12 protein-coding genes and 2 tRNA genes are annotated in these 13,332 nt (G+C 70.0%); 9 read left to right on the top strand and 5 right to left on the bottom strand.

The features are described from left to right. Positions 1-18: 18 nt before the first annotated feature. From ACFCXS_RS06725 to ACFCXS_RS06710, 4 genes are all read left to right on the top strand, one after another. Complete coding sequence (locus ACFCXS_RS06725; RefSeq protein ID WP_376641960.1) at positions 19-1,140, top strand: SDR family oxidoreductase; 1,122 nt, start codon at positions 19-21, stop codon at positions 1,138-1,140. A 122-nt stretch (positions 1,141-1,262) separates the two neighbouring features. Continuing rightward, a complete protein-coding gene (locus tag ACFCXS_RS06720; protein WP_376641959.1) occupies positions 1,263-1,724 on the top strand; it encodes a molybdenum cofactor biosynthesis protein MoaE in 462 nt (153 codons plus the stop codon). A 124-nt stretch (positions 1,725-1,848) separates the two neighbouring features. Next, entirely contained in the window at positions 1,849-2,025 is a 177-nt protein-coding gene (locus tag ACFCXS_RS06715) for a hypothetical protein (RefSeq protein WP_376642001.1), read from the top strand. 102 nt (positions 2,026-2,127) lie between these two features. Beyond that, complete coding sequence (locus ACFCXS_RS06710) at positions 2,128-3,219, top strand: PDZ domain-containing protein (RefSeq protein WP_376641958.1); 1,092 nt, start codon at positions 2,128-2,130, stop codon at positions 3,217-3,219. A 75-nt stretch (positions 3,220-3,294) separates the two neighbouring features. On the opposite strand, the gene ACFCXS_RS06705 is transcribed toward ACFCXS_RS06710, so the two are convergent. Beyond that, on the bottom strand, positions 3,295-3,837 hold the full coding sequence (locus tag ACFCXS_RS06705) for a PPA1309 family protein (RefSeq protein WP_376641957.1): 543 nt from the start codon (positions 3,835-3,837) through the stop codon (positions 3,295-3,297). Between the two features lie 164 nt (positions 3,838-4,001). Here ACFCXS_RS06705 and ACFCXS_RS06700 point away from each other — a divergent pair, with 164 nt between their 5' ends. The 4 genes from ACFCXS_RS06700 to ACFCXS_RS06685 all read left to right on the top strand — a co-directional run bounded on the left by ACFCXS_RS06700 (position 4,002) and on the right by ACFCXS_RS06685 (position 9,302). Further along, positions 4,002-6,956 carry a UPF0182 family protein gene (locus ACFCXS_RS06700; protein WP_376641999.1) on the top strand — a complete coding sequence of 985 codons (2,955 nt, stop codon included), beginning with the start codon at positions 4,002-4,004 and terminating at the stop codon, positions 6,954-6,956. A 57-nt stretch (positions 6,957-7,013) separates the two neighbouring features. Continuing rightward, positions 7,014-7,087 (top strand) — tRNA-Met (locus ACFCXS_RS06695). Positions 7,088-7,321: 234 nt separating this feature from the next. Beyond that, complete coding sequence (locus ACFCXS_RS06690) at positions 7,322-9,145, top strand: sel1 repeat family protein (RefSeq protein WP_376641956.1); 1,824 nt, start codon at positions 7,322-7,324, stop codon at positions 9,143-9,145. A gap of 83 nt (positions 9,146-9,228) precedes the next feature. Further along, a tRNA-Met gene (locus ACFCXS_RS06685) sits at positions 9,229-9,302 on the top strand. A 289-nt stretch (positions 9,303-9,591) separates the two neighbouring features. On the opposite strand, the gene ACFCXS_RS06680 is transcribed toward ACFCXS_RS06685, so the two are convergent. The 4 genes from ACFCXS_RS06680 to ACFCXS_RS06665 all read right to left on the bottom strand — a co-directional run bounded on the left by ACFCXS_RS06680 (position 9,592) and on the right by ACFCXS_RS06665 (position 12,429). Continuing rightward, entirely contained in the window at positions 9,592-10,008 is a 417-nt protein-coding gene (locus ACFCXS_RS06680; protein ID WP_376641955.1) for a Fur family transcriptional regulator, read from the bottom strand. 254 nt (positions 10,009-10,262) lie between these two features. After that, entirely contained in the window at positions 10,263-10,655 is a 393-nt protein-coding gene (locus ACFCXS_RS06675) for a cyclic nucleotide-binding/CBS domain-containing protein (protein ID WP_376641954.1), read from the bottom strand. A gap of 129 nt (positions 10,656-10,784) precedes the next feature. Then, positions 10,785-11,585, bottom strand: a complete 801-nt coding sequence (gene hisN / locus ACFCXS_RS06670; RefSeq protein WP_376641953.1) for a histidinol-phosphatase — start codon at positions 11,583-11,585, stop codon at positions 10,785-10,787. An 88-nt stretch (positions 11,586-11,673) separates the two neighbouring features. Then, the gene (locus tag ACFCXS_RS06665) at positions 11,674-12,429 is read right to left on the bottom strand and encodes a helix-turn-helix domain-containing protein (RefSeq protein WP_376641952.1); all 756 of its coding nucleotides are present in this window, start codon (positions 12,427-12,429) and stop codon (positions 11,674-11,676) included. A 231-nt stretch (positions 12,430-12,660) separates the two neighbouring features. Between ACFCXS_RS06665 and ACFCXS_RS06660 the strand changes: the two genes are divergently transcribed. Next, positions 12,661-13,332 (top strand): DUF4097 family beta strand repeat-containing protein, encoded by a 672-nt coding sequence (locus ACFCXS_RS06660; protein ID WP_376641951.1) that lies wholly within the window; start codon positions 12,661-12,663, stop codon positions 13,330-13,332.

The following is a 13,332-nucleotide window of genomic DNA, read 5'->3' as shown; positions in this document are numbered from 1 at the left end:
AACCGCTGGAGACGCCCGGTGAGTTCCCCAGATCCGCAGGTTCGCGCAGCGCGAAACCAGTCAACCAGTTCCGCGAGTCCCGCGGCGCGCGGACCCGTCGTCGCGGTGACCGGTGCCGCGTACGGCGTAGGAGCCCTGCTCACGGAGCAGCTCGCCGCGTCCGGCGAGGTCAAGCAGGTCCTCGCCATCGACGAGCGGCGCGGCGAGTGCGCGGCGGCCCAGTGGCACATCCTGGACGTACGGGACCCGGCCATCGCGGACAAGCTGCGCGGGGCCGACGTGGTGGTGCACCTGGCGCTGGATCTCGACCTGGAAACCGACGCGGCCGCCCGAACGGCCTACAACGTACGGGGGACGCAGACCGTCCTGACGGCGGCCGCGGCCGCCGGGGTGCACCGGGTCGTGCTGTGCACCTCGGCGATGGTCTACGGGGCGCTGCCCGACAACGAGCTGCCGCTGTCGGAGGACGCAGAGCTGCGCGCCACGGCGGAGGCGACGGGCGTCGGCGACCTGCTGGAGATCGAACGGCTGGCGCGGCGCGCGCCCCGGGCGCACCCCGGGCTCAATGTCACCGTGGTCCGGCCGGCCGTGCTGGTGGGAGGCACCGACACCGCGCTGACCAGGTACTTCGAGTCGCCCCGGCTCCTGGTCGTGGCAGGGTCGCGGCCCGCGTGGCAGTTCTGCCACGTCGAGGACCTGTGCAGCGCGCTGGAGTACGCCGTTCTGGAGAAGGTCGACGGGGAGCTGGCCGTCGGCTGCGACGGCTGGCTGGAGCAGGAGGAGGTGGAGGAGCTCAGCGGGATCCGGCGGATGGAGCTGCCGTCGGCGGTCGCGCTGGGTGCGGCGGCGCGACTGCACCGCATCGGCCTCACCCCCTCCCCGGCCGGGGACCTGGCGTACACGATGTATCCGTGGGTGGTGAGCGGCAGCCGGCTGCACGACGCCGGGTGGCGCCCGCAGTACACCAACGAGGAGGTGCTGGCGGAACTCCTGGAGGAGGTCTCCGGCCGGCACACGGTCGCCGGACGGCGGCTGGGCCGCAAGGACGCGACGGCCGCGGGTGCCGCGGGTGCGACCGTGGCGCTGCTGGGCGCGGCGGCGGTGGTGCGGCGGGCGCGAAAGGCCAGGCGGCGGATCTGAGGGGCGCCGGTGCCGGAATCGCCGCGGGAGGCGGCCCCTGTAGGAGGCTCCAAACGCGTACGCGCGCGTGCCGGTCGATAGCTCTGTTCCGTGGCGTCGGCCGCGTGCGGCACGATGGAGGCATGGCAACCACGAGCGATCACCCCGGTGAGCAGGCCGCGCAGGACCCGATCAAGCTGATCGGAATCCGGGACTCGGCTCTCTCCCTGGACGAGGTGTTCCGGGCCGTCGGGGACGACGCGGCAGGCGGCACCGCGCTCTTCGTGGGGACCGTGCGGAACCACGACGGGGGCACCGATGTCGACGAGCTGGGGTACTCCTGCCACCCCAGCGCCGAGGCCGAGATGCGGCGCATCGCGGAGAAGGTCGCCGCGGAGTTCCCGGTGCGAGCCCTGGCGGCCGTGCACCGCGTGGGGGACCTGCGGGTCGGGGACCTCGCCGTGGTCGTCGCCGTCTCCTGCCCGCACCGCGCAGAGGCCTTCGAGGCCTGCCGGAAGCTGATCGACGACCTCAAGCACGAAGTGCCCATCTGGAAGCACCAGAAGTTCTCCGACGGCACCGAGGAGTGGGTCGGCGCCTGCTGATCCCGTAAGCGCGCCTGCTGATGCCGGAAGCCGTCTTCCGGTTGCGTAACCGCACCCCTGGCGTGAGCGTTGTCACTGCGGATCGTTAATCTGCTGATCAGTCAGTTGCGGATGCTCAAAGGGGTTGGAGGTCGGCATGGCGGCGCTCGCCTGGTTGCTGATTCCGCTTGTGGCTGCCATCGGCGCGGGACTCTGGGGCAGTTGGGCCAACCGGACCCGCAGGGCCCGCAACGACGGGCCGGAGCTCACCGGCTACGCCCGCTTCCGCGAGGCCATGGAGAAGCCCCGCACGGGAGCCTGACGGCCGAGGAACCCGCAGGTCACAAACGTTGCAGAGCGCAGGGCCGCCTCGGACGGGCGGCCCTGACGGTGCGCTGACAGGACCGTCCCGTACTGTCGACTCATGCCACGCCGCACCGCGACGATGCTCGCCTCCACCCTGATGCTGATCGCGCTCCTGTGCGCGGGAGTGTTCATCCCCGTGCCCTACTCGGAGATGTCCCCGGGGCCGACGGTGAACACGCTGGGCGATCACGACGGCGAGCCGGTGCTGCAGATCGCGGGCAGGAAGACCTACGCGACCAGTGGCCATCTGAACATGACGACGGTCCGGGTCACGAGCGCCGACTACCGGATGAACCTGGTCGAAGCCGTCTACGGCTGGCTCGCGCACGACAACAAGGTCGTGCCGCACGAGACGCTCTACCCGGACGGCAAGACCGAGGAGCAGTCGACCCAGGAGAACGCCGAGGAGTTCAGCCAGTCCCAGGAGAGCGCCAAGGTCGCCGCCCTGAAGCAGCTGGACGTTCCGGTGAAGTCCTGGGTGATCGTCTCCACGGTCGTCAAGGGGTCCCCCGCCGAGGGCAAGCTGCACGCGGGGGACGTGATCAAGGCCGTCGACGGAACGGCGGTGAAGGAACCGGCCGACGTCGCGAAGCTCGTCACCAAGCACAAGCCGGGCCAGGAGGTCCGCTTCACGATCGTGCCGGCCAAGGAGCAGGTCGCCGCGGAGAAGGAGAAGCGGACGCCGACCAGGACGCAGGACATCACCATGACCACCACGACGTCCGACGACAGCGGTGAGAAGCGCGCCATCGTGGGGATCTCCGCCGGGACCGACCACACGTTCCCGTTCACCATCGACATCAAGCTCGCGGACGTGGGCGGGCCGAGCGCCGGGCTGATGTTCGCGCTCGGGATCTACGACAAGCTCACCCCGGGCAGCCTGACCGGGGGCGCCTTCGTGGCCGGCACCGGCACGATCGACGACACCGGCAAGGTCGGGCCGATCGGCGGCATCGAGATGAAGACCGTGGGCGCACGGGCCAAGGGCGCGAAGTACTTCCTCACGCCCGCCGACAACTGCGCTGCCGCCGCCAAGGACACCCCCGACGGTCTCACCCTGATCAAGGTGGGCACCATCAAGGACGCCCTGGGAGCCCTGAAGGACGTCCGCAGCGGCGACACCGCGGATCTGCCGAAGTGCGGTAAGTAGCCGAGCGCGGTGATCAGCCTGAGGACCGCGGGGCCCGGAAAGCCGGGCCCCGCGGTCCATGGTCTCCTGCGGCCGCTACTCCTCGAACGTCGCCGCCAGCGCCTCCGCCAGCCCCGGGACCAGATCGGAACCGGTCAGGACCTCCGTGGGGGAGTCCTTCTCGCGCAGTCGCAGGGCCGACTCACGCGTGCCGTCGCGCTGGACCGCGACCGTCATGCGGACCTCCTGGCGGTCCGGGTGATCCGCCACCCACTTCGTGAGCGCGGCTTCGCTCAGCCCCTTCGGAACCTGTGCCTCCGCGGACGGCGGCAGCATCAGCCGCTCCACGGCGAGGGCGCAGCCGACCACCGCGTCGGGCCAGGCGATGGTGGCGAGGAACTCGTCGAGCGGCTTGCCCGTTGGCACTTCGTCCTGCTCGATCGGGGTGAGGCCGGAGTTCTCCGACTCGTCGCCCAGACCGAGCCGGTCCGCGAGAGAGGGTTGTTCGGCCCGCAGCCGTGCGGTGTCGACGAGGGCGAAAAGGCGGGCCGGCTGGTCCCAGCCGAGGCCGGAGACGTACTCGTCGATCTCGAGAACGGCCCGGGTGAGCGGGTTCGCAGCCATGGGAGTGTTGGACATGGTCACAATCCTGCCTCGTTCCCGGCCGGAATCGGGAACCGAGTAAACGGTGAGTAAGTTGCATAGGTGGGGGCCCCGCGATCACGGGGGCCACGAGCGGTCCGTGAAGACGCGGGCCTGACGAATCAACAGCGAACTTCGAGGTGCGCACCTTGGCTTTCCAGATGCCGGACCGCGGCGGAGGCCCGACAGGGCCGCGGATCAGAGTGGGCCGCCCGTCCCGGCGTGTCCGGACCCTGCTCATGACGCTGGGCGTCCTGGCCGTTCTCGGCATGGCGTTCACCATGTTCGCGGGCTTTTGGACGGACTGGCTCTGGTACCGCTCGGTGAACTACTCCTCGGTCTTCACCACCACCCTGTGGACCAAGATCGGGCTCTTCTTCGTCTTCGGCCTGCTCATGGCCCTCGCCGTCGGCTTCAACATCTGGCTGGCGCACCGGCTGCGGCCGCCGCTGAGCGCCATGTCGATGGAGCAGCAGAACCTCGACGGCTACCGGATGGGCATCGCGCCCTACAAGAAGTGGCTGCTGTTCGGGATCACCGCCCTCGTGGGCCTGATCGCCGGCGCCTCCGCCTCCGGCCAGTGGCGGACGTGGCTGATGTGGGTCAACGGCGTGCCCTTCGGGCAGAAGGACCCCCAGTTCAAGCTGGACGTCTCCTTCTACGCCTTCGACCTGCCCTGGTACCGGTTCCTGCTCGGCTTCGGCTTCGCCGCCGCGATCCTCTCCGTGATCGCCGCCGCGCTCACCCACTACCTGTACGGCGGGCTGCGCGTCACCAGCCCAGGCGCGCGTGCCACGGCCGCGGCCACCGGGCACCTGTCGGTGCTCATCGGCGTCTTCGTCGCCCTCAAGGCGGTCGCGTACTGGCTCGACCGGTACGGACTCGCGGTGAAGTCCAGCGACTTCAGGGCGACCGACAACTGGACGGGTCTGAGGTACGTCGACGCCAACGCCTACCTGCCGGCCAAGACGATCCTGTTCTGCATCGCGGTCATCTGCGCGCTGCTGTTCTTCGCCACCATCTGGCGGCGCACCTGGCAGCTGCCCGTGATCGGCTTCGGCCTGATGGTGCTCTCCGCGATCCTCATCGGCGGCCTGTACCCGGCCATCGTGCAGAAGTTCCAGGTCCAGCCCAACGAGCAGGCCAAGGAAGCGCCGTACGTCGAGAAGAACCTCGAGGCCACGCGCAAGGCCTACGGTATCGACGGCACCAAGGTCACCGACTACTCGGGCTCGAGCAAGACCGAGGACAAGACCACACTGCGCGACGACGTCCCGTCCACGGCGAGCATCCGGATCATGGACCCGAACATCGTCTCGCCGACGTTCCAGCAGCTCCAGCAGATCAGGAACTACTACGCGTTCCCGACCAATCTGGATGTCGATCGGTACGCCAAGGACGGCAAGGACCAGGACACGGTCATCGGTCTGCGTGAGCTGAACCTCGCGGGCATCCCGAAGAAGAACTGGATCAACAACCACTTCCGTTACACACACGGTTACGGAGTGGTCGCCGCCGAGGGCACCAGTGCGGACGCCCAGGGCCGTCCGAACTTCACCGAGTCCGACCTGCCCTCCGAGGGCGACCTCGGCACGTACGAGCAGCGGGTCTACTACGGCGAGAAGACCACCACGTACTCGATCGTCGGTGGTCCCCAGAAGGAGATCGACTACTCCGACGACAACGGCGAGAAGACCACCAGCTACAAGGGCAACAGCGGGGTCAACCTCTCCAACCCGGTCAACCGGGCCGCGTACGCGGTGGCGTTCGGCGAGCCGCAGATCCTGTACTCCGGGGCCATCGGCGAAGGTTCGCGGATCCTGTACAACCGCACGCCCAAGGAGCGCGTCGAGGCGGTCGCCCCCTGGCTGACCATCGACGGCGACGCCTATCCGGCGGTCGTGGACGGCCGCATCCAGTGGATCGTCGACGCGTACACGACGACGAACGGCTACCCGTACTCCTCGCGTACGACCCTCGGCGACACCACCGCGGACTCGCTGACCGCAACCAACGACAACCGCGCGGTGGTGGCCCAGCAGAACCAGGTCAACTACATCCGCAACTCGGTGAAGGCGACCGTCGACGCCTACAGCGGCAAGGTCAAGCTCTACCAGTGGGACACCAAGGACCCGGTCCTGAAGACCTGGATGAAGGCCTTCCCCGACACGGTGGAGCCGAGGAGCGACATCTCCAAGTCGCTCATGGACCACCTGCGCTATCCCCAGGACCTCTTCAAGGTCCAGCGGGAGCTGCTCACGCGCTACCACGTGAAGGACGCCACGACGTTCCTCAGCGGCAGCGAGGTGTGGCAGGTGCCGGACGACCCGACGAACCGGTCGGGCAGCGCGGTGCCGCCGTACTACCTGAGCATGAAGATGCCCGACCAGAAGGCGCAGGCGTTCTCGTTGACGACGACCTTCACGCCCAATGGCCGGGACAACCTCAGCGCGTTCATGGCGGTCGACGCCGAGGCGGACACCAGTGACTACGGCAAGATCAGAATCCTGAAACTGCCGACCAACACCACGGTGAACGGACCCAAACAGGTCCAGAGCCAGTTCAACTCCCAAGAGGACATCGCCGAGTCCATCAGGCTTTTGAGAGGCGGTGACTCCGAGGTCGAGTACGGCAACCTGCTGACGGTTCCGCTCGACGGAGGGCTGCTGTACGTGGAGCCGGTGTACGTACGCGGTGGCGGACTGAAGTACCCGCTGCTGCGCAAGGTGCTGGTCACCTACGGAGGCCAGACCGCCTTCGAGAACACCCTCGACGAGGCCCTCAACAAGGTCTTCGGAGCGGACGGCCCGACCACCGAGCCACCGGACGAGGGCGGCGACACGACGCAACCACCGCCGACGTCCGACAACCCGACGGTCCAACAGGCCCTGCAGGACGCCCAGAAGGCGTTCGACGCGGGTCAGGAGGCCCTGAAGAAGAACGACTGGGAGGCGTACGGCAAGGCGCAGAAGGACCTTGAGGACGCCCTGCGGCGGGCCGAGGACGCGCAGTCCGAGGCGAGCCGGTCGGGAGGTTCCGGGGGCGGCGAGAGCAAGCCCAGCGGCAAGCCGAGCGGCGACCCGAGCGGCAGTCCGAGCCCCAAGCCGAGCAGCTGACGCCCTGGCCTGGTCAAATGCCCGTCCCGCGCCGTGATACGGTTGTGAACACAACGGCGCGGGGTGGAGCAGCTCGGTAGCTCGCTGGGCTCATAACCCAGAGGTCGCAGGTTCAAATCCTGTCCCCGCTACTGAAGTCGCGATGTCCGAGTGACGGAGCGGCACCGAAGGCCCGGATTCCACAAAGGAATCCGGGCCTTCGTGATGTGTGAACGCATGTGCTGGCGTCGGCTGTGGCCGCGCCGCCGGGGGGAGTTGGCCGATCTGTGTTTGACTTGTCTCTCTGTGGGCATGTCGACAAAACGCTGAAGTGACCTCACTGGCTGCGGTATACCAGGTGTACCCAGGTTGCAGGTGGTGCGACGATGGACGTTATGGGGGACAAGGCAACTCTGTTCGAGACAGGGCGTTTTGTGCAGCCTTCCAGCCGGGAGGACACCGAGACCCCGGACGAGACCGGGGAGATCGCCGACGAGGCGGCCGAGGAGCTGCGTCAGCGGCTCGCCGCCGAGGCCGGCGACGTCGAAGCGATGAGTGTCCTCGGGGCCATGCTGCTGCGCCGTGGTGATCTCGACGGTGCCGAGCCTCATCTGCGTGCCGCCACCGCCGCGGGCGACCGGGCGGCCGCCAACAACCTGGGAGTCCTCCTGCACCAGCGGGGGTACGCCGACGAGGCGGCCGGGTGGTGGCGGATCGCCGCCGTCGCCGGATCCACGGCGGCCGCCCACGCCCTCGGGCGGCACCACCGGGAGCGCGGCGACGAGCCCGCCGCGGAGTACTGGCTGCGCCAGTCCGCAGAACAGGGCCACACGCTGGGCGCGTACGCGCTCGCCGACCTGCTGGAGCACCGCGGTGACGCCGGGGCCGTCCAGTGGATGCGGGTCGCGGCCGAGCGCGGGCACCGGGAGGCGGCGTACCGGCTGGCGCGGGCGCTGGACCGGCAGGCGGCGCGGGAAGCCGACGGCGACAACGGTGTCCAGGCGCCCGAGGAGGCCGAGCAGTGGTACCTGCAGGCCGCCGCGCGTGGCCACCGACGGGCCGCGCTGCAGCTCGGGACGATTCTGGAGCGGCGTGGCGAGCTCAAGGAGGCCGGGCGCTGGTACCTGACCTCCGCCAAGGACGGGGAGGCGCGCGCCGCCTGTGCGCTCGGCTTCCTGCTGCGCGACGCGGGCGACACCGAGAACGCCGCCGTGTGGTGGCTGCGGGCCGCCCAGGAGGGCGACGGCAACGCGGCGAACGCGCTGGGCGCACTGCACGCCGAGCGGGGCGAGACGCAGACCGCGGAGCGGTGGTACCGGGCCGCGATGGACGCGGGCGACGTGAACGGCGCGTACAACCTCGGTCTGCTCTGCGCCGAGCAGGGGCGCACCCCGCAGGCCGAGCAGTGGTACCGGCGCGCGGCCTACGCCGGGCACCGGGAGGCGGCGAACGCGCTGGCGATCCTGCTGCTGCGGGGTGGTGACGAGACGGGCGCGCAGCCGTGGTTCTCCAAGGCCGCCGAGGCGGGGAGCGTCGACGCCGCCTTCAACCTCGGCATCCTCCATGCCGGGCGGGGCGAGGAGGAGGCCGCGTTGCGCTGGTACGAGCGTGCCGCCGCAGCCGGCCACACCGAGGCGGCGCTCCAGGTCGGTATGGCAAGGCTGCGGGAAGGCGACGAGCAGGAGGCCGAGCGGCACCTGCGGTGTGCGGCCGGGGGCGGGAGTTCCGAGGCCGCGTACCGGCTGGCGACCGTGCTCGACGCGCGGCGGCCGCCGGAGCCCGCGCACGAGCTCGGGGAGCCGGTGCACCAGCGGAGCGAGTGCGAGGAGTGGTACGAGCGGGCTGCCTCCCAGGGGCACCGGCGGGCGCAGGTGCGGGTCGGCATGCTGGCGGCGGCCCGGGGCGATGTCGTCGAGGCGGCCCGGTGGTACCGGGAGGCGGCCGAGGCCGGATCCCGTAACGGCGCGTTCAATCTCGGGCTGCTGCTGGCCAGGGAAGGGAGCGAGCCCGAGGCCGCGGTGTGGTGGACGCGGGCCGCTGACGCCGGGCACGGGAGGGCGGCGTTGCGGCTGGCGCTCGTCTACGCGCGTCGGGGTGAGCTGGCGGAGGGGCAGCGCTGGGCCGACCGGGCGGTGTCGCTGGGCCCGGCGTCCGTCGCCGAGAGGGCGGAGCGGCTCAGGGATGCGCTGCGGCAGGAGCTGTCCGCGTGAGGCGTCGCCGCTGGGTCCTGGCGGGGCCCCGGGTAATGGATTTGCATCCGTCCTCTGCGGTGACGTAACGTTGCATTCACCGACGCGGGGTGGAGCAGCTCGGTAGCTCGCTGGGCTCATAACCCAGAGGTCGCAGGTTCAAATCCTGTCCCCGCTACTGAAGGCCGAGGGCCGGAATCCGAAAGGGTTCCGGCCCTCGGTGTTTCCGCCCTCGGTGTTTCCGCCCTCGGTGTTTCCGCCCTCGGTGTTTCCGCCCTCGGTGTTTCCGCCCTCGGTGTTTCCGGTCATCGGTTCTGGCCCTCGGTGTGTCCGGCCCCGGATGTTCCGGCCTCAGCCGCTCGGGCCTCAGGGGCTCGGGCCCCAGGGTTTCCGCCCTCGTGCGACAACGGCAGCAGTGAGCCCCGGCACCCATGGGTGCCGGGGCTTTCGTGTGGCGTGCGGGAGGGCTAGGCGGCGGCGCAGTTCGGACAGACGCCGCGATACGTCACCTCGACGTCCGAGACCGTGAAGCCGAAGCGCTCGGTGTCGGGGAGGTCCGACAGCGGGTTGCCGGTCGGGTGGACGTCGCGGATCGCGCCGCACCGGGCGCAGACCAGGTGGTGATGCGGCTGGTGGGCGTTCGGGTCGTACCGCTTGGCACGCTGGTCCGTGGAGACCTCGAGCACCTCGCCGAGGGTCACCAGTTCGCCCAGGGTGTTGTAGACGGTCGCCCGGGAGATCTCGGGCAGCTTGGCGACGGCCCGCGCATGGACCTCGTCGGCCGTCAGATGGACGTGTTCGCCGTCGAGGACCTCAGCCACGACACGTCGCTGCGCGGTCATCCGCCATCCGCGTCCGCGCAGCCGTTCCAGAAGGTCACTCATAGCCACCAGCCTAACAGCAAAAGAGACCAGGTCCCGAACAGGTGTGAGTTTAGATCTTTGCCTGCTTTAGACATTGTCCAGTATCGAGGGTGGCGGCGTCGAGCGGCGATCGACGGCTTCCGCCGGGCCGGCGGGGAGTATGGGCGAGCGGGCTGGAGGTCGCGGTCCGGGCCCTGTGAAGCTGAACTTGGGCGCCGGACGGCTCGCGGAGGCGGACGGGCCGGGGCTCCTCGGCGCCCGGCCCGTCCGCGTCGTTACGCCGGGACCCGCTGTCGGGCCGGTGCCCAGCAGCGGATGATGTCGCGGACCGACACGATGCCGGCGGGTTCGCCGCCGTCCAGCACGATGAGGTGCCGGAAGCCGCCGTGCGCCATGGCGCCCGCGGCCTCCTCCAGGGTCCAGGCCGGGGCGGCGAACACGACGTCGGTGGTGGTGTGGGCGTGGGCGCGTTCGGTGTCCGGGTCCTGGCCCAGGCCCACGGAGATGAGGATGTCGCGTTCGGTGAGGATGCCGATGCCACCGGCGTCGGGGTCGTGAACCACCGCCGCCCCCACCTTGCGCGCGGACATCAGCGATGCGGCCTGGCGCAGGGTGTGGGTCGGGCCGATCGTGAGGACGACAGTGCTCATGGCGTCACGGACGAGCATGGATGGAGCCACCTCCTGGGAGTCTCCCCACCGTTCGTTCACGGTTTCACAAATTCACAAGTGGGGGGACTCTCAGAGTGGCAGGTAAAGGGAGGGTCAACAAGGGGGCGCTCGGTAACAACGGGGGGCTCAGTAGCGCTGATTCAGATACCCGAGCAACTCGTCGTGCAGCAGGCCGTTCGACGCGGCCGCGTTGCCGCTGTGAGGGCCGGGGCGGGCGTCGAGGCCGGTGAAGGTGCCGCCGGCCTCCGTGACGACGATGGCCGTCGCGGCCATGTCCCAGAGGGACAGCTCCGGCTCGGCGCACATGTCGACGGCGCCTTCGGCCACCATCATGTACGGCCAGAAGTCGCCGTACGCGCGCGTGCGCCACACCTCGCGCGTCAGGTCCAGGAAGCCGTCCAGGCGGCCCTGCTCCTCCCAGCCGCTGAGCGAGGAGTACGCCAAGGAGGCGTCGGAGAGCTTGGAGACGCGGGAGACCTGCAGCCGGGACGCCTTGGTGAGGCTGCGGCCGGAGAACGCGCCGTGGCCCTTCGCGGCCCACCAGCGGCGGCCGAGGGCGGGAGCGGAGACGACGCCGACGACGGGCTGGAAGCCGCCCTCACCGGCCTCCATCAGCGAGATGAGCGTGGCCCACACGGGCACGCCGCGCACGTAGTTCTTGGTGCCGTCGATCGGGTCGATCACCCAGCGGCGGGGGCCGGAGCCCTCGACGCCGTACTCCTCGCCGAGGATCGCGTCCCTGGGGCGGGCGCGCTGGAGGTGGCCGCGGATGAGCTCCTCTGCGGCCTTGTCCGCCTCGCTCACCGGGGTCATGTCCGGTTTGGTCTCGACCTTGAGGTCGAGGGCCTTGAAGCGGTCCATCGTCGCGGCGTCGGCGGCGTCGGCGAGGACGTGGGCGAGACGCAGGTCGTCGAGGTAGTCGGGCATGCAACGAACCTATCTGCCGAGGTGGGGGTGGGGCTACAGGGGGTTTGTGACGGTGGGGGAGGGGTTTGGCGAGGCGCTGGGTGCCGGGTCAGTGATCCGGATCCGGATCCGGCTCTTCGGCATCGCCCGCGGCCGGCCCGGGCTTGGCGTGGAGGATGTCGCGTGCCTGTTCCGCGGCTCGGGCGGTGCTCTCGGAGACGAAGTCGAGGAAGCGGGCGACGTTCTCGAGGCGGGTGGCGGCCATGGTGCCGGGGCCGAGGACACCCACGCCCTGCCGGGCGATGTCGACGACCTGGGCGATGGACCGGGCGCTGGCCATCATCGACTGGTACCAGACGTCGTCGTCGACGACGTAGCGCTCGCGGCGGCCCTCGTCCGTCTCGCGCCGGACCAGGCCCTGGCTGTCGAGGTACGCGATCGCCTTGGAGACGGACGCCGGACTGACCTGGAGCCGCCGGGCCAGTTCGGCGGCGGTGAGGCTGCCCGAGTCGGTCATGCAGAGGCAGGCCATCACCCGGGACATCATCTTGGGCATGCCCGACCCCATGAGGACGGTGGTGAACGTCTCCTCGTACTCGCGCACGGCCTCGGCGTCCCGCCCGTCGGCCCGCGGGGGCGACAGCGGGTCCCGGGGTGCGGCCTGCTTGCGGCGCGTGCGCCGTTCCGTGGCGCGATGGGCCAGGTCGGCGCGGTAGGCCGTGGGGCCGCCGTTGCGCATGACCTCGCGGGTGACCGTCGAGGTCGGGCGGTCGAGACGCCGGGCGATCTCCGCGTAGGCGAGGCCGTCGGTCAGCCCCAGCGCGATCTGCTGGCGTTCCTGCTGGGTGAGTCTGCCTCCCGGCATCGTGGCCTCCTTCGTGCCGCGTGATGACCGCACCATAGCGTTCATTGGCATCTCATTGCAACGGATTGAGTGATTCTGTTGCGTTCGATGGCAGGCTCGTTGCAATGATTTCAGGGCTTTGAGCTGCAATTACTAGTCTCTCGTGCAACGAAGTTGTTGTCGGTTTCGTGAATGCAACGTAGCTTTTCCATCATCGGAAACGACGCACCGCAAGAATCCAAGGAGAGCACGATGCAGAAGTTCGACACCCCCGCCACCGTCTCGGCCGTCCTCGACGTCCCCGCCGGACGCATCCGCTTCATCGCCGCCGACCGGGCCGACACCACCGTCGAGGTCCTGCCCGCGGACGCGTCCAAGAGCCGCGACGTCAAGGCGGCCGAGCAGATCGAGACGACCTACGACGACGGCGTCCTGCGCGTCACGGCCCCCGCGGCGAAGAGCCGCGTCCTCGGCCACTCCGGCTCCGTCGAGATCACCGTGCAGCTGCCCGCGGGCTCCCACGTCGAGGCGAAGGCCGCGGCCGCCGAACTGCGTGGCGTCGGACGGCTCGGCGACGTCGTCCTCGAGGCGGCGCAGGGCTCGGTCAAGCTCGACGAGACGCACGGCGCCCGCCTCAGCCTGCTCGCCGGGGACATCGAGGTCGGCCGCCTGGGCGGTGCCGCGCAGATCAGCACGCAGAAGGGCGACCTCCGTATCGCCGAGGCCGTCCGCGGCACCGTCACGCTGCGCACCGAGCAGGGCGACATCTCGGTCGGCGCCGCCCACGGCGTCTCCGCCGCCCTGGACGCAGGCACCGGCTACGGCCGCATCCACAACACCCTCAAGAACGCGGACGGCGCCGCCGCCGGCCTGACCATCCACGCGACCACCGCGCACGGCGACATCACCGCCCGCAGCCTCTAG

It is taken from the genome of Streptomyces sp. NPDC056373, from assembly GCF_042262425.1.
In the GTDB taxonomy this organism is placed as follows: domain Bacteria; phylum Actinomycetota; class Actinomycetes; order Streptomycetales; family Streptomycetaceae; genus Streptomyces.
Note: the sequence above shows the minus strand (reverse complement) of the source record. Positions and strands in the feature narration are given on the sequence as shown.

Coding starts and splice junctions, on each gene's coding strand:
- ACFCXS_RS06720 (WP_376641959.1), top strand. CDS start 1,263: ATGGCAACCACGAGCGATCACCCCGGTGAGCAGGCCGCGCAGGACCCG.
- ACFCXS_RS06710 (WP_376641958.1), top strand. CDS start 2,128: ATGCCACGCCGCACCGCGACGATGCTCGCCTCCACCCTGATGCTGATC.
- ACFCXS_RS06705 (WP_376641957.1), bottom strand. CDS start 3,837: ATGTCCAACACTCCCATGGCTGCGAACCCGCTCACCCGGGCCGTTCTC.
- ACFCXS_RS06700 (WP_376641999.1), top strand. CDS start 4,002: ATGCCGGACCGCGGCGGAGGCCCGACAGGGCCGCGGATCAGAGTGGGC.
- ACFCXS_RS06690 (WP_376641956.1), top strand. CDS start 7,322: ATGGACGTTATGGGGGACAAGGCAACTCTGTTCGAGACAGGGCGTTTT.
- ACFCXS_RS06680 (WP_376641955.1), bottom strand. CDS start 10,008: ATGAGTGACCTTCTGGAACGGCTGCGCGGACGCGGATGGCGGATGACC.
- ACFCXS_RS06675 (WP_376641954.1), bottom strand. CDS start 10,655: ATGCTCGTCCGTGACGCCATGAGCACTGTCGTCCTCACGATCGGCCCG.
- hisN (WP_376641953.1), bottom strand. CDS start 11,585: ATGCCCGACTACCTCGACGACCTGCGTCTCGCCCACGTCCTCGCCGAC.
- ACFCXS_RS06665 (WP_376641952.1), bottom strand. CDS start 12,429: ATGCCGGGAGGCAGACTCACCCAGCAGGAACGCCAGCAGATCGCGCTG.
- ACFCXS_RS06660 (WP_376641951.1), top strand. CDS start 12,661: ATGCAGAAGTTCGACACCCCCGCCACCGTCTCGGCCGTCCTCGACGTC.